This is a genomic window from Halorientalis sp. LT38, from assembly GCF_037031225.1.
Lineage (GTDB): Archaea > Halobacteriota > Halobacteria > Halobacteriales > Haloarculaceae > Halorientalis > Halorientalis halophila.
This window is the reverse complement of the sequence record NZ_JAYEZN010000001.1, coordinates 2176368-2193644: the sequence shown is the minus strand read 5'-3', so window position 1 is coordinate 2193644 and position 17277 is coordinate 2176368. Positions and strand designations below refer to the sequence as shown.

Sequence of the window (17277 nt, the reverse complement as noted above, 5' to 3'; positions counted from 1 at the left end):
GTTACTCCTCCCACCCAACTAGCTGGGTGTGGTACGTTCGCGGGTTCTGAGACAGGTTCTTGATCGTCACGGTGATGCTGTTGTTCGCCCGCTTGGCCGGCCGCCACATCCCCGCCATGTCGTCGACGTCGGTGGGCGGGAGCGCCGCCGGGCCGTACTCGTCGTTTCCGTCCAGTTCGATCCGGTAACTTGAGTCGGGAAACTTCGAGATCGCCAGCGTGACGACTCGAACGACCGTCCCCGACTTCTTCGGCTCGAACTCGATGGTCGCCTTCTGGCCGCTCTCCAAGGAGACCGTCTCCGGCTCGCACAGGGCGACCGCGCCGTCCGGGGGCGCGTCACTCATCGGAGCTATCGCCCCCGTAGATGCGCCGCCGCTCCTGCTCGATCTCCTCCTCGTCCATCTCGTCGACCGTGACGGTGGTGTCCTGGCTCATCCGTTCACCTCCAGGTACAGCAGCGCCGCCCACGCGACCAACTGCACGCCGGCCGCGACGACCAGCACGTCCTCGCGGGTCCAGCCGGAGCTGTCGAAGAACGAATCGAGGTGGCTGTTCACCGTCTCGCCGCCGATCTGCCCGACGGCCACGGACGAGTCCACACCGGCCGGGGCCTGTTGGGCCGGACTCTCCGACCCCGGCGGCCCCATGGTGTGATACTGCCCGCGACCGGCCGGGTCATCGTAGAGTCCTCCCATGACCCTACACCCGGTCGAGACGGTTCTTGACGACGGCTTCGAGGCCCTGTACTTCCGCGTCCTTCCGGTGGACGGGGAACGTGAACAGTCCGTTTCGCGGTGTGGCGCCGCCGGCCTGGCCCGACCAGCGCACCTTGTACGGCGCGTCGACGTAGACGGCCAGCTTCCAGTCCGTCGGGATGGCGCCGCCGAACGGGTCGCCGAAGTTGAACGTCAGCGGGTCTCGCGACTGGTCGCGGAGGTTGAGCATCCCCGCGTCCCGCTCGGTGAGGTCGGCGTGGTAGTTGCTGGGGGCGACCTTCCGCACTTCGAGGCGGGCCTGGGCGTCGCTCATGTACCAGATGTCGATTGCGACGTCCGCAGCGGGCGTCGGCAGCGTGACCTCGTTGTTCTCGTAGTCGACGGTGGCGTCCGCCGTCCGGTCGGTCCCCGACTCGTAGATGACGACGTCGTCGGCCACGCCGTCCGCGTCGATCACGTCGTGGTCGAGCGCGAACGTCTCATCGTTCGTGTCGTCACCATCGGTCGTCTCGGCCTGGTAGGCCGGCAGGTGGACGTCCCAGGAAACGCCTTCTCGGACGACCATCGGCCGGATGGCCTTGTGTTCCGCGATCTTCGAGCGGGTCCCCGTCTCGTTGGCGGACGTTTCGAAGTCCGGCGACGTGAACCGCTTGTTGCTGCCGGAGGTCTGCCGCATCGCCTGCTGAACGGCCTTGGCGTCCGCCATCTCAGACCTCCGTCACGGCGTCCTCGGAGATGCTGACCCGGCTGCCCGACTGCGACCAGTCGATCTCTGCCGAGGACTCGATGCTGAGGTACAGCGTGTCGACATCCTCGACGACCAGCCGGCTCCCCTTCAGGACGTGCTTGACCGAGTCGATGTACTCCTCGTTCTGCTGGTCCTTGAGGTCCAGCGTGAGGTAGTCGCGGATGTGCTCGTAGACCTCGGTGACGGTCTGGCGGTCGTCGTCGTTCGGGGTCTCGAACTGCACCGCGAAACGGGTGTCCTGCGGGAGCGGGTCGCCGTTGCTGTCGTAGAACCCGCCGAAGATCGGGATGCCCGCCTGACTGCCGCGGGCGACCATCGCCTCGATGATCCAGGCGAGACCGTCCTCCGGCTGGAGTTCGAGGATGGGCGTCATCTCACCCGGCGTGTTCGTCCGCTCGGTCGCCTCGTCGCTGATGTTGGAGAGGGGCTTGCTCATCGTCAGTTACCCCCCAGGTTGGTGACCGACTGCTTCACGCCGACCCGCTGCGCGGCGGCATCGAGGGTGTAGACGACGCCACCCATCAGGATCTCCTCGCCGTACATCGGGGCGTAGGCGTAGCCGAGACCGCCGACGGCCACGCCGAAAAGTTCGTTCGGGACGTCGAAGGGGGCCGCGCCTTCGAGCGTCGACTGTGCCATGCTCGACCCGAGGTAGCCGCCGGCCACGGCCGCACTCCGGGCCACGGTGTCCTCGTCGGTGAGCGCATCGAAACTATCTGCCAGTTCGGGCATTGCGTCAGGGGCGTTACAGATACGTCCGAATATAGCCCCGACAGCGTGTCTATGTCGAAAACAGCCGTTGACTGTGAAACGACGTCACCGTGAGTCGGTGCCGCTCCACTCCTCCATCATCTCGGAGATGACCCGCGGACGAGTGACCGAGTGGCCCGTCGTTTCCTCGATCTCCTCCTGTATCTCCTCGAAGCGGTCCGCCTGGTCGCCGTGTAGGGTGAAGGTGAGCCTGCTCATGTTCCTGGCACCGTGAGGGTGTTGCCGTCCGGGCTGAAGTGGGTCGACCGCATGGAGAGGTCCCGCGAGTCGATCCGGCGCATCGCCCCCGAGTCGTCGCTGTGAATCCACTCCGAGCCGACGGTCTGGCCGCCCTGCTCGTACTTCTGGAGGGGCTGGCCGTCCCGGTCGATGGCGTCGGGGACCCGGACGGACTGCTGCATCGGGTTGTGGACCTGCTCGTTGTAGTCGACCGCCGAACCGACTTTCGCCAGGTCCGCGTCCGACGTCAGCCCCCCGATGAGCCGGACGTCGGACTGTGCGACCGGCGTTTCGTCCATCTCCGACAGCCGTTGCGTGATCCACATCGACGACACGCCCTCGCCGCGGCCGGTCGTCGCCAGCCCCCGAATCGCGTCCGGGTAACCGGTCCGCTGGGGCGCGACAAAGTGCGACTCGTCGATGACCACGAGGGCCGTGTACTGGCTACCGCGGACGGCTCTGGCGACCTTCGCGGCCACCTCCTGCCACTGTTCGTCTGTGACCGACCGAGCAAGTACGACCCGTTCGTTGCTTTCGAGAAACTCCCGCCAGCCCTCGACGGTCATGCTCATCTCTCGGTCGGTGACGGCCGCCCAGGTCGCCAGGCCGGCTTTGACGAGTCCGCGGTACTCGTCCTTGTAGTCAAGCAGCACCGTCAGGTCGTGGTCGGGGGCGTTGTCCTCCGTCCACTGCTGGGCGAGCCAGGACTTCCCCCAACCGCTCTTTGCGGCCAGCAGCGCCCTACTCATCTACCTGAGCCTCCAGTTCCTCGATGCGTTCGTTCTGCTGCTCGATGTGGTCTGCGAGCCGCCGTATCAGGTGGGTGTGGTGGTCGATGTTGCCGGCCAGTAGTTGGCGCGTCTCCGCGGCCTGGTCCCACGCGACGACCCGAGCGACCAGCACCCGAAGCGGTACGCCAAAGCGGTTCTCGGCCACGTTCGCGGCCGTCTGCGCCAGGTCCCGCGGGCCGGCTTCGGAGGGTGGCGTCTCGACCAGCCCGCGACCGTAGGCCGAGGCGTGCCAGGCTTCGAGTGTCTCGCGCCACTCGTCGCCGTCGAGCCCGGCGAGTGCCTGTGCATCCTCCGGGTTCTCGACGATCCGCGGGGCGACGTTCTCGAACCACCACGCCCGAAACTGCTGGTTACTGACCGCATCGGCCACCTGTAGGAGCATGGCCTGCCGCTGCTGCCAGTCGTGGCGGATCTGCTCCTCGCCCATCCCGGCAGCGTCCAGCGCCCGGTTCAGGGCGTTGGCCTGCTCGTGTTCAAGAACGGCCGCGACCCGTGAGCCGTGCTGAACGTGCGGGATCTGCGACGGTGTGAATTGGGACAGCAGGCGGTCGGTCCCGGCCGATTTCAGGGACGCGAACGGGTTAGAATCCATCAAACCCCTCCATGGCGTTCTGCGCCAGGTCCGGGTCGTCCATGCACACCAGGACCGGGAACATCAGCGACATAAGCAGCGCCGCCTGGCCCGGTCCGAGTTGGTCGATCCCGCCCTGCTGCTTGAGCCACTCGTCGACGTAGGCGTCAAGCTCTAACTGGCGGGCCAAGTCCGCGTAGTCCTCCATCGCCTCGGAACGGTCACCCTCCAGCGAGCCCCACTTTTCGCGGGAGATCGCCGCGCCCATGCCGAGCGCGTTGCAGTAGACGTCACCCAGCGAGGTCTGCATCCCGTCGGGATCGAGCCCGCTGGGGCCGTCGGCACCTTCCTCCTGGGCGTCGTCGGCGTCGTCTTGCTCGTCGTCCTGGTCGTCGCCAGTGTCGTCGTCTAGCTCGTCACCCACGGACCCCCAGTCGGCCATCTCCTCGTCGTCGATCTCCGGCTGGTCGTCAGCGTCGGCGGCGTCGGCAGTGTGCTCGTCGGCGTCGGGAGCGTCGTCGGCAGCGGCAGTCTCGGGATCATCGGGCATCAGTCAACCAACCCCCCGCCGAGGCCGTCGGTGTCCGTGTCTGGCTCGTCGGTGCTGGCCTGCGTGCCGCCGGTCAGGTCGGCGCTGCGAGAGCTGTGGAGCCGGTAGGCGACCACCACGGCCAGGACCACCGCGGCCAGGATAACGGCCGTGGTCGGGCTGATGGGGATGCCGACCGACCCGCCGCCGGACGTATCGGCGGTGTCTCCGTCGTCCTGGCCGTTTTCGTCGGTCTGCTGGCGCTGCTGCTGCCGGTCGAGTTCGTCGGTAGTGGGCACGTCGTCGTCCTCCTCTGTGGTGTCCTCGGGCTGGTCGTCGGCCGGTTCATCGGCTTCTGAGGATTCGTCGCTCGACTGGCCCGAGTCGGGTTCCGTCTCGGGCGTAGAGGGGTTTCCCTCCTCGTCGGTCTCCTCGGGGTCGTCGGGTTCGTCCTCGCCCTGTGCCTCGACGTCGGCCTTCACCTCGTCCCAGTCGTGGCCGTCCTTGCTGCTGCTGTTGACGTGGGATCGCACCGCCGCGAGGCTCTTACCGCCCTGTTCGCCGTAGTCGCACCCCTCGATGGGGCAGGTGTAGTCTGTCATAGCGTCTCCTGGCCGCCTTCCGCCACCCGAAACTCGTCGGGTACCTGCTGCTCGGTGCTGCCGTCGCTGCTGGTCTCGCCCCGCTCGTCGGCCATGATGCCGCCGGGGTTCTCCTCGACCGTCTCGACCGCCTCGCCCTGGCCCTGCTCGCCCTGCTCACCACCAGCCAACCGCGCCTGGTCGTTCGCCCGCTCACCAGCCAGGGTTTGCTGGTCGTCCGTCTCGATCACCGCCTCTCGCTGCTGGTCGGGTTGCTGGTCGTCGCCTGGTACCACCGCCTCGGTCAGGTCCTCGATCTCCCCGTCGGTCGGGTGGTCGTGGCCCTCGTGGTCGGCGTGACACTCGTGGCAGTCAGCGGCCGCCTGTCGGGCGAAATCCAGCAGATCCGCCTGCGCCGACTCCAGTACGTCGAAGTGGATCGGTTGCTGGTCGTGGGCCTCGCGGATGCTGTTGATGGCCTTCGCCGCCTGCTGGGCGTTGGTCCACGACTGCTCGACCGCCTCGACAGCCTGGGCGAGCCGGCGAACGGCCCCCTTGTACCCGCTCCACGAGCGGGAAAGCGCCCCCGCGGCGGCCCCCTCGATCTGCTGGTCTTGCTGCTGGTCGTCGCTGGTCGTCTCCTTCGCCTCTCTCAGCAGTTCGTGGGTCTCGCTTTCCGACAGACCGCACCGGGACTGAAGGAACTCGCAGGCGTCGGGTTCCCCCTCCTTGCAGAAGCCTCGGGCGCGGTCGCACTGCTCGCCCTGGGCCGTCCGGGCGTATCGACCAGCCTTCTCGTCTGCTGTCTCGGTGTCCTCCCGCCGCTTACCACCGCCCTCGGTTGCTGCTTGGGCCATGATCTCCCGGTGTTCGTCGACGGTCGCCTGCGGGTCGTAGTAGGCCAGCCAGTCGTCGACCCCCTCCGACCGGGCAATTCCTTTGGTAGAGCGGGCGTGCATCACGTTCGCCCGCCCGTTCGAGAAGTCGATTTCTCCCTTCTCGTGGTCGGTCAGGGGGATCTGGCCGGCCCCTTCTCCCCCCTCGCCCCGGCTGTCGGCCGCCTGCTGGCGGGCTTGGTCGAGCACGTCGTCAGGGGTGTCAGGAGCAAAAGTTACCGTTTTCAGCCGCCGATCGTCCTGGCTACACAGGTGGTCGGCCCACTGGTCGCGGGCCTCGTTCGCTGCTGGTCTGTTCCCATACTCTACCTCGGGCACTGAGCAATCGCCTCCATACCGCCACGAAAGCGGTCGCTAGTGATAAAACCTGTCAGGTAATCAATCAATCAATCAATTAAGCAACGACGGGAGCGGGAGAAGTGGTTACCAGTGGGCTGGTAGATCGACGACTACCTCACCGTGGTCCGGGTGGTCGGCGTCGGCCAGGTGGCGTTTGTGGTCGCGGATGTCCTCCGCGACGTTTCCACAGCTGGGAGCGAGGCAGCGGAGGCCAACCCGGTAGCGCTCGGTACCAGTTTCGCTCATAATGACTCTCCTCCAGAAGGTTGGCTTAGTGAGACTAAGCCCTGGACTGAAACACCCGCTTGAGACGCTCTATATCGAGTGAATCCGGGTATAGAGGGGTTCGTGTTGGTGTGGTCCCCCTCATTCAAACGCCCAAATATGGCCGTTTCAGGTGTTTGAGTGGGGGCCCCCTCTATTCTTATTAGCAATCCTGAGCACCAATCCTGTATGGGATTCACCACAATCCTACTGGCCGTATCGACGATAGGAACCCTCGTGATTGCTTCAAGTGCTGTTTTGGAACGCTTGGAGGATGATGACGACGATGGCTCAGGTGGCAATCCCGGGGAGCCAGTCTTTCTCCCGATACAAGAGGATACCCTGCGCAGATTTCGTCGGTAGGCAATACCCTTCATCGTCCGAACACCTCCACGGAGCGGCGGAGCGAGTCCGCGAGCCCGTAGGGAATCTTCGCCCGCTCTTCCGGGTTCTCGCCGCTGACGCTCATCTTCCCACCGTCCGAAAGCGCCACGTCGAAGGCGGGGAACTCGCCCCAGAGGTAGTAGGGACCAACCCGTTTCGTTTCCTCACGACCCCAATACCGCTTGAGTCCCTGGACGTTCTCCAGCACCCACCAGTCCGGGTCGAGATCGTCCACGGCGTCGAGACACGCCCGGACTAGCGTCATGTCGGGCTGGGGCTCGTCGAGCCACGGCAAGTGGTGGCGGGTGAACGCTGTACACGGCGGGCTCATCGTCAGCAGCGTCGGCGAACAGTTGACCGGCAGGTTTCGGATGTCGCCGACGACGTCCGCGTTCAGGTCGTCGCGGATGTCGATGCCGACCGACCGCCAGCCGTCGGCGTCCTTGAACGGTGCCGTCCACCCTCCGAGCCCGGTTCCAAGGTCGACGTGCAACAGACCAGCGCCGTCGTCACTCATCCCGATCACCGTCGGTCGGGGCCACGTCGTCGCGCGACGTCAGCGGCAGCACCGCGACCCGGCCGCTCACCACGTTGAGCAGACCGGTCCCGTCGAGTTCCCGCAGTACATCGTCCCGGATCAGTTCCTTGGGCTCGTTGGGGTGAGTCTGCTGGCTGAGGATGCTCTCGGCCTTCGAGACGGGCATCACGCGCTTTTCGTCAGTGCCAGCCAGCGCCAGGTAGGCGTCTTTCAGGTCGGGATCGCGGGGAAGGAGGTACTCGGAGTTCGCCGACGACGGCAGGAACTCGTCGAGGGCCTCCCGCAGAACCTCGCTCTTGCTGGCGTCGTGGGCGTCCATGAACTCCTCGAACCGAGCGCCCAGGTCACCGGACAGCCGCGTCTCGGCGCGCAGGTCGCTCTTGTGCCGGTCATTGGCCTCTGAGTCGCCCGGCAGGCGCGTCCCGCTCATGCTGCCCTCCTGTCCGCAGATGCCGACAACTGTGCGGACACAGTTGAAACGGGGGTCGGCGACCCCCGCATCCGGGGGGTCCGATTCGACGGGTCGGTTTCCACTGCGCGGTATGGTGGCGGACAGCCCCCCTCCCGTCCGCTCAGGAGTGAGTCGGGACCCTCCCCCGTCACCGCCGACCACCTACCTTATCGCGGGCTCGCCGCAGCAGGTTCCCGACGGTGCCGGGTGCGCGGCCGCTCTCCTCGGCGTACTCACGGACTCCAACGTCGGCCAGGTCGCAGGTGAGGAAAGCGTCGGTTTCGGCGGGCGTCAGATCGTCCAGGGCAGTCGGTACCGGGTCGTCGAGGCGCAACCAGCCTGGTGGACTCCGGTACTCGCGCCCGGTGTCGACGTGGGAGACGACGATCTCCCCGCGGACCCACTGCCACCAGCACGAGGCGACGTGGCTACACCAGCCGTCGTTGAACCGGTGGGCCTTGCAGTCACAGTCAGCCAGCAGGGTCCGGCCCTGGAGCGCGAAGGTGACGCGGTGGGGGTAGTCGCTCCCCGAGAGGTAGACCATCCGCTCGGCGTCGTTGATGGGGCCGCCCTCGTCGGTCTCCTCCTGAGCGCGCTGCCAGGGTCCTGAGAGCGTCCAGTCGTCGGGCATCGAGAGCGTGGGGGTACCGCCGAGCAGGTCCGGCAGGTCGTCGCTGGCGGCCCAGCCGGGGGACTGTGCGCGGCTCATGGCCGGCACACCCCCTCAGCCCGAGCGGTGCAGGGTGACGCCTCGTCGGTGATCGGCATCCCGCAGAAGTCACACACGGGGTCCGGCAGGTCGTCGAGAGACGGCGTGTCGGAACTCACGCGGACCACCTCGTTGGCCGCGCGTTTGCAGCAAAAGCTACCGGTTTACTTAAGTGGGAATGGGACCGCCCGGATTTGAACCGGGGTCACGGGCACCCAAGGCCCGAAGTATACCAGGCTAACCCACGGTCCCGCGAGTTGATTTCCCGCCCGCCCGGAAGTAAGCGTTTCGTTGCTCACACGCCGAAGAAGAAGGCGATGCCGAGCGTCGTGGCGACGGCGAAGAGCAACTGGAGGGGCCCGCCAACGCGGATGTAGTCGGTGAAGCGGTAGCCGCCGGGGCCGTAGACGAAGAGGTTGGTCTGGTAGCCGACGGGCGTCATGAAGGCCGTCGAGGCGGCGAAGGTCACGGCCAGCACGAAGGAGAACGCCGAGGCGCCCAGTTCCTGGGCGACGGTCACGGCGACGGGGACCATGAGCACGACGCTGGCGTTGTTGCTGATGACGTTGGTCAGCAGGGCGGTCACGACGTACATCAGGCCCAGCACCGCGATGATCGGCAGCGAGCCCGAGGCGAGCACGACGAGGTCGGCGATCAGGTCGGCGCCGCCGGTCTGCTCCATGGCGATCCCGAGTGGGATGACGCCGGCGAGCAGGAAGATGACGTCCCACTGGACGGACTCGTAGACCTCCGTCGGGCGCAGACAGCCGGTCAGGACCATCCCGAGCGAGCCGGCGAGCGCCGCGGTGACGATGGGGAGCACGTCGACGGCCGCGAGCGTGACGACGCCGACGACGATCCCCAGCGCGATCGGGATCTTCGACTGCCGGAAGTCGGGGCGTTCGACCTCGGCGGCGACGATGAAGTCGCGGTTCCGGTGCAGTCGGTTCAGCGACTCGGGGGACCCCTGGACGAGCAGGGTGTCACCGACCCGGAGCTTGACGTGGTCCATGCGCTTGCGGAACACCTCGCCGCCGCGGCGGAGCGCGAGGACGGTCGCGTCGAACTGCTGGCGAAACTCCGAACTGACGAGCGTCTCGCCGACCAGCCCCGCGCCGGGCGCGACGACGACCTCGACGAGGTTCGTCCGTTCGTTGGCGGCCTCCAGTTCCGCGTCGTCGACCTCCACCTGGGGCAGGAGGTCGAACCCCTCGGCGTCGCTCACCTCGACGAGGGTGTCGCGGTCGGTGCGGATCGCGAACACGTCGCCGGGCCGGATCGTCTTCTGGCCGAGCGGTTCGAGGAAGACCTCGTCGTCGCGGATCAACTGGATCAGGTCGACGTCGAAGTCGAAGGTCGCCATGGCCTCGCGCACGGTCTGGCCGACCGCCGGCGAGTCCTCGCGGACGATCACCTCCGTCAGGTACTCGCCCATCTCGAACTCCTCGGTGAGGTCCTCGTTGGGTTTGATCCGCGCGGGCGTGAGCCACCGCCCGACGGTGAGCAGGTAGGCCGCGCCGACGATCGTCAGCACGAGCCCCAGTTGCGTGAACTCGAACATCGTGAACGAGCGGAGGTCCAGCGTCGGGTACTGCACCGCGAGGCGGCCGGCGATGTCGGAGGCGAGGATGTTCGTCGACGTCCCGATCAGGGTCAGCATGCCGCCGAACATCGAGGCGTAGGAGAGCGGCAGGAGGAGCTTCGAGGGAGAGGTGTTGCCCTCGTGGGCGAGATCGGTGACCATCGGCAACAGGATCGCGACCGCGGCGGTGTTGTTGATGAAGCCCGAGATCGGGCTGACGAAACCGATGGTCGCGCCCAGCTGGCGGGACTCGCTGTCCCGGGTGACCCCCGCGATCTTCCGGCCGACGATCTGGATGATTCCGGTACGCTGGACCCCGGCGCTCAGGATGAACATCGCGAGGACGGTGATCGTCGCCGGGTTCGCGAAGCCGGAGATGCCGCGGTCGACCGCCGTGATGCCCCGTTCGGGGTCGCTGAGGACCACGAGCGGCTCGGCGAGCAGGCCGACGTCCGCGGCCAGCGCCGAGAGGGGTTCGACGAGCAACAGCGCCACCATCACGCCGATGGCCGTGATGTCGATGGGCACCGGCTCCGTCGCGAACAGCACGAGCGCGACGAGGATCAGCGCGAAGACGAACACCATCCCGGGCGTGATGGGCGCGAGTGCCACGGGCATCCCATCTCGGGCGACGCTTGAAAAACCAGAGGGTGTCGACGAGCGACCGATCCGCCGAACGTGTAACGTTTCAGTACAACCGTTTCTCGCACATTATCCGGCGGAAGATATTCACCCCAAATCTGGTTTTAGAGCCTTGTGCCACACACTGATAGCCGTTTCGACGCAGCATACTTGAGCGCAGATCCCCTAGCAATAACCGAGGACACATACGAATTATGACTACTATCACACCGGTCGAGACCGACGCGTCCGACGTCGAACACGGAGAGTACGAGGAGGTCACGGTTCCGGTGCTGGTAATCGGGGCCGGCGCCGCGGGCGCCCGGACGGCCATCGCACTGGCCGAACAGGGGATCGACTCGCTCGTCGTCGGCAAGCGTGACTTCGGTGACGCACACACGGTCTGGGCCGCCGGTGGGATCAACGCCGCGCTCGGGAGCCTCGACCCGGACGACGACTGGGCGATCCACGCGGCCGACACCATCGACGAGGGGCACTACCTCAACGACCCGACGGCCGTCGAGACGGTGACGCGGGCGATGCCGGATCGCATCCGCGAACTCGACGAGTGGGGCACCGAGTTCGCCCGGACGCCCGACGGGAAGATCGACCAGCGCTACTTCGGGGCCCAGTCGTTCCGGCGGACCTGCTTCGTCGGCGATCGAACGGGGGAGGCCATCCTCGACACGCTGGTCGAGCGAGCGCAGTCGCTGGAGATTCCCTATCGGGAGAACGTCATGGTCACGAAACTCCTGTCGGACGGCGAGCGCGCCTACGGCGCAGTCGCCTCCGACATGGACGACGGCCACGAGATTCTGTTCCGGGCGAGTCACGTCGTCCTGGCCGCCGGCGGGTTCTCGGCGCTGTGGTCGCGCCACTCCTCCCGCGACGACGAGAACACCGGCGACGGGCCCGCCCTGGCCCTCGACGCCGGCGCGAGCCTGCTCGACGTGGAGTTCGTCCAGTTCCACCCCACCGGCATGGTCGCCGATCCCGAGTGGGACGACGACTGGAACGGCCGCCTCGTGACGGAAGCGGTCCGCGGCGAGGGCGGCCGCCTCTACAACGCGGAAGGAGAGCGGTTCATGGAGCGGTACTCGCCGGATCAGATGGAACTCGACGCCCGCGACGTGGTGGCCCGCGCCATCCAGACGGAGGTCGACGCCGGTCGCGGGACGGCCGACGGCGGCGTCTACCTCGACATCAGCCACCGCGACCGATCGTTCATCCGGGAACGACTCCCCAACATGTACGAGCGGTTCCAGTCGCTGGGCGTCGACCTGGCCGAGGAGCCGGTCGAGGTCGCCCCGACGGCCCACTACACCATGGGCGGCGTCGACATCGACTTCGCGACCGGCGAGACGGCCGTCGACCGGCTGTACGCAGTGGGCGAGACCACCGCCGGCGTCCACGGCGCCAACCGGCTCGGCGGCAACTCGCTTGCCGAGACCGTCGCGCTAGGGGCGATCGTCGGCGATCACGTCGCCACCACGTACGAACCACGTGAGGTCGACCCGCTCCCCGAGCACGTCCGCGCGATCGCCGAACGCGAGTTCGACCGCCTGGCCGCGCTCGCCGCCGCCGACGGCGACGAAGACCCCGACGCGCTGATAGCGGAACTGCGCGCGTTGCTCTGGGAGCACGCCGGTATCCGCCGGGACGGCCCGTCGCTCGCCGACGGTCGGACGGCAGTGGCCGCCCTGCGCGAGCGTGCCCGCCACATCGGCCTCGCCGGCGACCGCAGCGATCGGCCGTTCGAGTACGCCGTCGACCTGGGCTTCATGCTCACGCTCGCCGACGCGGTTCTGGGAGCCGCCGCCCGCCGGACGGAATCGCGGGGCGCGCACTACCGGACCGACTACCCGGACGTCGATCCGGACTGGCGGAGGAACGTCCTCGTGACGCTCGGGGACGGTGACGAGGTCAGACTGTCGACCCGGACCGTCGGAGCGCCCAGTGAACGAGTGCAGCGGGCGCTCGACGAAGGGTACGAACTCGACTACCACCACCTCGAGTGAGGCGACGACCGCGCCGCCTCACGCGTTCAACCGGTCGCGGATCGCCGCGTAGGTCGCGGCGAAGGAGTCGTCGCCGCGGAAGCACCCGGCCGCGACGCCGAGCGGGTCCAGCCGCGCGACCCCCGTCGCCCCCTCGACGACGAACTGCAGGCCCTCCTCGGTTCGCTCCCACTCCCCGCCGACGGTCGCCTCGATCACCAGCGCGAAGTAGCCGCCGGCCTCGGTGACGCGGTCGATCTGGAACTGCGAGTTCGGCGCGTCGAGCGAGAAGCCCGCGAAGGCCGCGGCGTCGTACTCCTCGGCGACGAGTTCGTCGAGGCGCGAGAGCGAGTCCGGCGAGAAATCCAGGTCGTAGCCCGGATACGTCGCCGCGAAGGCCTCGGCGTCGTCCTGGAGTTCGTCCGGCGACGGGAGCGTCGGCCCTGACTCGGCCGGCGCGCCGTCGCTGATCTCCGCAGCGAGGGCCTCGCGCTCCTCGTCTTCCGGCTCCGACGCGTCGGTCTCGGCTTCTTGCGTCTCTCCCGTCTCGGGGTCGTCGGTTCCGCCGGCGGGGTCGGCTGTTTCGGCGCCGGCCGCCGACTCGCCGTCCTCGTCGGAGCGGTCGACTACCCCTGCTGCGACCGTCTCCGCGATGGCCGTCTCCAGCGGCGACTGGTCCTCGACGTCGGTGGCCGTGTCGGCCTCCTCGCCCGTCGCATCGCTCTCACCCTCGTTTCCTTCGTAGGAGTCTTCTTCCGTCGTCGAGTCGTCGGTGTCGGATCCATCGGGCTCGGTGTCGACGTCGGTCGGCCCACCGCCGGTCGCGGCTTCGGCCAGCGCGTCCGGCTCGTCGGACCCCGCAGACTCGGCGACTTCGGGTGGCGCCACGCCGGCCGACCCGTCGGGATTGCCACCGGACGTCTCGTCGCCGTCCGCGTCTGTCTCTTCGGCCCCGGGCGCCGCCGGGTCGTCGGGCGTCACGGCGGTCAGCTCCTCGTCTTCTCGATCGGTCGCGGCCGGCGTCTCCGTGCTGGGGGTCACGCCCGCCGTCGTTGCCACGTCCGGCACTTCGAGGTTCGCGCGGTCGGTGAGTTCGTTGAACCGGGTCGCGAAGACGGCCGGACCGGTGAGCGAATCCGCGGCGACCGAGAAGACCGAGACCGGAATGGCGGGCGCGTTCGTGTTCCCCTCGACCGCGACGACCGGGTCGCCGTCCTTGCGGGTCCACTCGGCGTCGAGGCTGCGGACCAGGACCTCGCCGTAGTAGCTACCGAGTTGCTTGACCAGTTCCGTGAACATCCCCGAGTCCATGTCCTCGCCGCCGAGTTCGGCATCGGCGAAGCGACTCGCGTCCCACTCCGCGTCCGCGAGCCGGTCGAGCCGCGCGAGCGACCGCGGCGAGAAGTCCAGATCGTAGTCGTCCCAGAGCGCAGCCAGTTCCTCGGCCTCGGCGGCGAACCCGTCGGCGTCGACGGTGGCCGGTTCGTCGTCGGGCTCGTCCGGCTCGGGGTCGCCGTCGCCGTCGGTGAAGCGGTCGGCCACCTCGCCGAAGACGGGGTCCTCGGCGAAGGCGTGGCCGGCCAGTTCGAAGACGTCGACGGTGACGGGCTCGCCGTCGCGCTCGACGGCCACGGCCCACGTGTCGCCGTTCTCGACCCACTCGCCGTCGCGTTCCCGGACCAGGACCTCGCCGAGGTAGCTGCCGGCCTGGATCGTGTAGCGGGTGTGGAGGTCGGCGACCGACTCGTCGCCCTCCTCGTGCATGACGTCGAGTTTCGCGCCCTGCTGTGCGGCGAACCGGTCGAGCCGTGAGAGCGAGTCGAGCGAGAAGTCCAGCTCGTAGGCGTCCCAGTCGGCGACGGCGTCGGCGGCCTTGTTGCGGAACGTCGTCGGCGTCGGATCCGGTCGCTCCCCATCCGCCCCGTCCCCGTCGTCGTCCGCCGGCTCGGCGTCCCCCGAGACCAGCCCGCGGACCGAGTCGAAAAGCCCCATGGCCTCGTCTGGGTGCGCGGTGTGAATATGTGTTACGGGCGACCCGTCAGCCGGCCGACCGGTAGGCCGATCACTCCGTCTCGCGAAGCTCCATGTCCGCGACGATGGCGCCCGGCTCCTTCCCCTTCCGGATCCCGTCGAGCATCAGGAAGGCCTGATCGGGCGCGAGGAAGTGCCGCGTCACGGCCCGGCCCAGCGGCGTGGGTTCCAGGCCGTCGATGAACTCGTATTCGAGGAGTTTGCCCAGCGCGTGTTTGGTCGGCACCTCGCCGACCATCCGGTCGTTGAGCCGTTTGGCCGCTTTGCCAGCGACGGTGACGTTCGCCAGCGTCTCCTCGACGGCCGCGCCCTCGTCGTAGCGAGTGATCACCGGCTCCATGTCGCCTTTGAGGAGCTTGAACGCCACCTCGTCCTCGGTCATCTCCATGCTGTTGTGGTAGACGCCGTCGGGTTCGACCAGCATGTACACCGTCCCCTGGTCGTGGTAGTCCGGGCGGCCCGCCCGGCCGAGCATCTGCTCGAACTCCTGGACGGTCAGCCACTCGATGCCCATCGCCAGCGAGTCGAAGATGACCTGCGAGGCCGGGAAGTCGACGCCCGCCGCCAGCGCCGCCGTCGTCACGACCGCCGCGAGGTCCTGGTCGGCGAACTGTCGTTCGACCGTCTTCCGGCGCTTGTAGTCCAGCCCGGCGTGGTAGGGGGCCGAGTCGTACCGCAACTTCCGGGAGATCTCGTGACACCGCCGCCGGGAGTTGGTGAAGACGATCGTCTGCCCGCGATACCCCTTCGAGGACTCCTGGTCGAACGCCCGCTTGACCAGTTTGTCCTCGATCTCGAGCTTCTCGCGGCCGTCCGCGAAGGTGAGGTGGCGCTCGATCGGCACCGGTCGCTCCTCGAACTCGATCAACTGCGCCCGGAGCTCCTCGGCCAGTTGCCCGGGATTGCCGACCGTCGCCGAGAGGTAGATGTACTGGGTGCCGTCTGGGCTCTGGTTTCGCTCACGGGCGCTGCCCGTTCGCGCGTTCCGGGTCGCCTTCGTCGACCCGCCGGTCTCTGTATAGTGCTTGAGCCGCGAGATCAGCCCGTCGAGTCGGTGGCCTCGCTCCTCCTCACCCAGCGTGTGGACCTCGTCGATGACGACCGTCCCGATGTCGCCCAGGTCCTTGCCGGTCCGCAGCGCGTGGTCGATACCTTCGTAGGTACCGACGATGATGTCGGCGTCGGGAGAGAAGCGGTTGCCGTCGTCGTTGATCCGGCTGGCGCCCACCCGGATCGTCACGTCCGCGATGTCGCCGTAGCGTTCCTCGAAGGACTCGTGTTTCTGGTTGGCCAGCGCGACCAGGGGAACGAGGAAGAGCATCTTCCCTTGCCCGTTGAGTACCCTGTCGAGGCCGGCCATCTCGCCGATCAGCGTTTTGCCTGTGGCCGTGGCGCTGACCACGAGTTGATCGCGGCCCTGCAGGACCTCGTTCTCGACCGCCAGGCTCTGGACGGGCAGCAGTTCGTCGAACCGGCCCTCGAGTTTCGACTGGATGCCCGGGTGCAGGTCCAGCGAGTCCACGCGAACGGGGTCGACCTCGTCGAGCGTCGCACTGATCTCGTCGAACTTCGTCAGGTCGGGGTCGAGGCGTCCCTCCAGCAGGTTGGTGATGCGGTCGAGGTCCTGGACGTCGAGCAGGAGCTCTTCGAGGCGCTCGCGGGCGCTCGAACTCATCGAGCCCTGCATCGTGATCTGGCGGTCCAGTTCCTCCTTGGCGCAGTCGGGACAGATCGACTCGTCGTCGGTCTCGATAGCCGTCTCGCTCGTGATCGGCGAGTAGCGGCCGTCGTTGGCGCAGAAGCGGCAGGTCCGGACGACCTTCGCGTCGAGCTGGTAGCCGTCGAGCATCGCCAGGAGGCGCTGTCGGGCGCCGTGTGAGGTCTGCTGTGAGATGCGGATGCGCGAGGCTCGCCGCGCGATGTCGACGAACTCGTCGGGGCTGCGCGGCTCCTCGCTCGTGCCCTCCTTGATCCGGAACCGACCAGGCCGTGGGCCAGCGTCGGTCTCCTTCAGTTCGAGGACGGCCTGGAACAGCCGGGCGCCGTCCCGCTGGACGGCGACCCGGTAGTCGTCGCCGTCCTCGTGGAGGAAGAGCGTATCCACCTGCGCGACCTGCCGTGACACGAGAAGGTGTAGGCAATCGCGGTATTTCAGTCGCTCGGAACCCGGGCCGAGAGCGGGCCGCTCGAGTTCGTGCGCCCGGACGAGAATTGTCCGATCTCGATCGACCCCAGACCTAATGGTGATTGAAGCCATCTGAATCAAGTATGGTGATGGTATGAGTTCAAACAGTCCTGACGAGAGCGGAGAGACGTACGGGACGGCCGAGTTGAATCACCGGGGCCGCCTGACGATACCCAAGTCGCTCCGGGACGAACTCCAGCTGGACGACGGAACGACGTTCGAGGTGGTCCGCGAAGGCGGGGACATTCGACTGGTCCGACAGTTGCCGGACCTGGAGACCCTGACTCGCGGTGGGGAATGGGGCGACGAGACGTTCCGCGACGCAGGCGAAGGGACGTTCGGTGGTCGCTGA

General features: G+C 67.5%; 20 protein-coding genes and 1 tRNA gene. 2 read left to right on the top strand and 19 right to left on the bottom strand.

Going from position 1 to position 17277, the window contains the following annotated elements:
• Window position 1 precedes the first annotated feature (1 nt).
• From U5918_RS11255 to U5918_RS11175, 17 genes are all read right to left on the bottom strand, one after another.
• On the bottom strand, window positions 2-346 hold the full coding sequence (locus U5918_RS11255; RefSeq protein WP_336001452.1) for a hypothetical protein: 345 nt from the start codon (window positions 344-346) through the stop codon (window positions 2-4).
• An 87-nt stretch (window positions 347-433) separates the two neighbouring features.
• On the bottom strand, window positions 434-697 hold the full coding sequence (locus tag U5918_RS11250; protein ID WP_336001451.1) for a hypothetical protein: 264 nt from the start codon (window positions 695-697) through the stop codon (window positions 434-436).
• A 4-nt stretch (window positions 698-701) separates the two neighbouring features.
• Window positions 702-1424 carry a hypothetical protein gene (locus U5918_RS11245; protein WP_336001450.1) on the bottom strand — a complete coding sequence of 241 codons (723 nt, stop codon included), beginning with the start codon at window positions 1422-1424 and terminating at the stop codon, window positions 702-704.
• A 1-nt stretch (window position 1425) separates the two neighbouring features.
• Window positions 1426-1902, bottom strand: a complete 477-nt coding sequence (locus U5918_RS11240) for a hypothetical protein (RefSeq protein WP_336001449.1) — start codon at window positions 1900-1902, stop codon at window positions 1426-1428.
• 2 nt (window positions 1903-1904) lie between these two features.
• The gene (locus tag U5918_RS11235) at window positions 1905-2198 is read right to left on the bottom strand and encodes a hypothetical protein (protein WP_336001448.1); all 294 of its coding nucleotides are present in this window, start codon (window positions 2196-2198) and stop codon (window positions 1905-1907) included.
• An 84-nt stretch (window positions 2199-2282) separates the two neighbouring features.
• A complete protein-coding gene (locus tag U5918_RS11230; protein ID WP_336001447.1) occupies window positions 2283-2435 on the bottom strand; it encodes a hypothetical protein in 153 nt (50 codons plus the stop codon).
• A complete protein-coding gene (locus U5918_RS11225; protein ID WP_336001446.1) occupies window positions 2432-3205 on the bottom strand; it encodes an ATP-binding protein in 774 nt (257 codons plus the stop codon). Before U5918_RS11225 ends, U5918_RS11230 begins: the two co-directional genes overlap by 4 nt.
• Window positions 3198-3839, bottom strand: coding sequence for a hypothetical protein (locus tag U5918_RS11220; RefSeq protein ID WP_336001445.1), 642 nt, complete (start codon window positions 3837-3839; stop codon window positions 3198-3200). The genes U5918_RS11225 and U5918_RS11220 overlap by 8 nt, the downstream gene beginning before the upstream one ends.
• Complete coding sequence (locus tag U5918_RS11215) at window positions 3829-4368, bottom strand: hypothetical protein (protein WP_336001444.1); 540 nt, start codon at window positions 4366-4368, stop codon at window positions 3829-3831. The genes U5918_RS11220 and U5918_RS11215 overlap by 11 nt, the downstream gene beginning before the upstream one ends.
• A complete protein-coding gene (locus U5918_RS11210) occupies window positions 4368-4949 on the bottom strand; it encodes a hypothetical protein (RefSeq protein WP_336001443.1) in 582 nt (193 codons plus the stop codon). Before U5918_RS11210 ends, U5918_RS11215 begins: the two co-directional genes overlap by 1 nt.
• Window positions 4946-6013, bottom strand: a complete 1068-nt coding sequence (locus tag U5918_RS11205; RefSeq protein ID WP_336001442.1) for a hypothetical protein — start codon at window positions 6011-6013, stop codon at window positions 4946-4948. The genes U5918_RS11210 and U5918_RS11205 overlap by 4 nt, the downstream gene beginning before the upstream one ends.
• A 234-nt stretch (window positions 6014-6247) precedes the next feature.
• Complete coding sequence (locus tag U5918_RS11200) at window positions 6248-6409, bottom strand: hypothetical protein (RefSeq protein WP_336001441.1); 162 nt, start codon at window positions 6407-6409, stop codon at window positions 6248-6250.
• Between the two features lie 391 nt (window positions 6410-6800).
• A complete protein-coding gene (locus U5918_RS11195; RefSeq protein ID WP_336001440.1) occupies window positions 6801-7328 on the bottom strand; it encodes a DNA cytosine methyltransferase in 528 nt (175 codons plus the stop codon).
• The gene (locus tag U5918_RS11190; protein ID WP_336001439.1) at window positions 7321-7779 is read right to left on the bottom strand and encodes a hypothetical protein; all 459 of its coding nucleotides are present in this window, start codon (window positions 7777-7779) and stop codon (window positions 7321-7323) included. The genes U5918_RS11195 and U5918_RS11190 overlap by 8 nt, the downstream gene beginning before the upstream one ends.
• Before the next feature lie 169 nt (window positions 7780-7948).
• Window positions 7949-8509 (bottom strand): RNA polymerase sigma factor, encoded by a 561-nt coding sequence (locus U5918_RS11185; protein WP_336001438.1) that lies wholly within the window; start codon window positions 8507-8509, stop codon window positions 7949-7951.
• Between the two features lie 179 nt (window positions 8510-8688).
• Window positions 8689-8761: transfer RNA gene (locus tag U5918_RS11180), tRNA-Pro, on the bottom strand.
• A 43-nt stretch (window positions 8762-8804) separates the two neighbouring features.
• Window positions 8805-10676, bottom strand: coding sequence for an SLC13 family permease (locus U5918_RS11175; RefSeq protein ID WP_336003324.1), 1872 nt, complete (start codon window positions 10674-10676; stop codon window positions 8805-8807).
• A 251-nt stretch (window positions 10677-10927) separates the two neighbouring features.
• Here U5918_RS11175 and U5918_RS11170 point away from each other — a divergent pair, with 251 nt between their 5' ends.
• The gene (locus tag U5918_RS11170; protein WP_336001437.1) at window positions 10928-12730 is read left to right on the top strand and encodes an L-aspartate oxidase; all 1803 of its coding nucleotides are present in this window, start codon (window positions 10928-10930) and stop codon (window positions 12728-12730) included.
• A gap of 18 nt (window positions 12731-12748) precedes the next feature.
• Here U5918_RS11170 and U5918_RS11165 read toward each other — a convergent pair whose 3' ends face one another.
• The gene (locus tag U5918_RS11165) at window positions 12749-14701 is read right to left on the bottom strand and encodes an ICP22 family protein (RefSeq protein WP_336001436.1); all 1953 of its coding nucleotides are present in this window, start codon (window positions 14699-14701) and stop codon (window positions 12749-12751) included.
• A gap of 70 nt (window positions 14702-14771) precedes the next feature.
• Window positions 14772-16865 (bottom strand): DEAD/DEAH box helicase, encoded by a 2094-nt coding sequence (locus U5918_RS11160; protein ID WP_336001435.1) that lies wholly within the window; start codon window positions 16863-16865, stop codon window positions 14772-14774.
• Window positions 16866-17019: 154 nt separating this feature from the next.
• Here U5918_RS11160 and U5918_RS11155 point away from each other — a divergent pair, with 154 nt between their 5' ends.
• Entirely contained in the window at window positions 17020-17277 is a 258-nt protein-coding gene (locus U5918_RS11155) for an AbrB/MazE/SpoVT family DNA-binding domain-containing protein (protein WP_336001434.1), read from the top strand.

Bases quoted from the DNA above. Each gene is read 5' to 3' on its own strand.
- U5918_RS11250 (WP_336001451.1), bottom strand. From the start codon at position 697: ATGGGAGGACTCTACGATGACCCGGCCGGTCGCGGGCAGTATCACACC.
- U5918_RS11175 (WP_336003324.1), bottom strand. From the start codon at position 10,676: ATGGTGTTCGTCTTCGCGCTGATCCTCGTCGCGCTCGTGCTGTTCGCG.
- U5918_RS11215 (WP_336001444.1), bottom strand. From the start codon at position 4,368: ATGCCCGATGATCCCGAGACTGCCGCTGCCGACGACGCTCCCGACGCC.
- U5918_RS11155 (WP_336001434.1), top strand. From the start codon at position 17,020: ATGAGTTCAAACAGTCCTGACGAGAGCGGAGAGACGTACGGGACGGCC.
- U5918_RS11170 (WP_336001437.1), top strand. From the start codon at position 10,928: ATGACTACTATCACACCGGTCGAGACCGACGCGTCCGACGTCGAACAC.
- U5918_RS11210 (WP_336001443.1), bottom strand. From the start codon at position 4,949: ATGACAGACTACACCTGCCCCATCGAGGGGTGCGACTACGGCGAACAG.
- U5918_RS11200 (WP_336001441.1), bottom strand. From the start codon at position 6,409: ATGAGCGAAACTGGTACCGAGCGCTACCGGGTTGGCCTCCGCTGCCTC.
- U5918_RS11195 (WP_336001440.1), bottom strand. From the start codon at position 7,328: ATGAGTGACGACGGCGCTGGTCTGTTGCACGTCGACCTTGGAACCGGG.
- U5918_RS11255 (WP_336001452.1), bottom strand. From the start codon at position 346: ATGAGTGACGCGCCCCCGGACGGCGCGGTCGCCCTGTGCGAGCCGGAG.
- U5918_RS11190 (WP_336001439.1), bottom strand. From the start codon at position 7,779: ATGAGCGGGACGCGCCTGCCGGGCGACTCAGAGGCCAATGACCGGCAC.
- U5918_RS11240 (WP_336001449.1), bottom strand. From the start codon at position 1,902: ATGAGCAAGCCCCTCTCCAACATCAGCGACGAGGCGACCGAGCGGACG.
- U5918_RS11165 (WP_336001436.1), bottom strand. From the start codon at position 14,701: ATGGGGCTTTTCGACTCGGTCCGCGGGCTGGTCTCGGGGGACGCCGAG.
- U5918_RS11230 (WP_336001447.1), bottom strand. From the start codon at position 2,435: ATGAGCAGGCTCACCTTCACCCTACACGGCGACCAGGCGGACCGCTTC.
- U5918_RS11235 (WP_336001448.1), bottom strand. From the start codon at position 2,198: ATGCCCGAACTGGCAGATAGTTTCGATGCGCTCACCGACGAGGACACC.
- U5918_RS11185 (WP_336001438.1), bottom strand. From the start codon at position 8,509: ATGAGCCGCGCACAGTCCCCCGGCTGGGCCGCCAGCGACGACCTGCCG.
- U5918_RS11225 (WP_336001446.1), bottom strand. From the start codon at position 3,205: ATGAGTAGGGCGCTGCTGGCCGCAAAGAGCGGTTGGGGGAAGTCCTGG.
- U5918_RS11245 (WP_336001450.1), bottom strand. From the start codon at position 1,424: ATGGCGGACGCCAAGGCCGTTCAGCAGGCGATGCGGCAGACCTCCGGC.
- U5918_RS11220 (WP_336001445.1), bottom strand. From the start codon at position 3,839: ATGGATTCTAACCCGTTCGCGTCCCTGAAATCGGCCGGGACCGACCGC.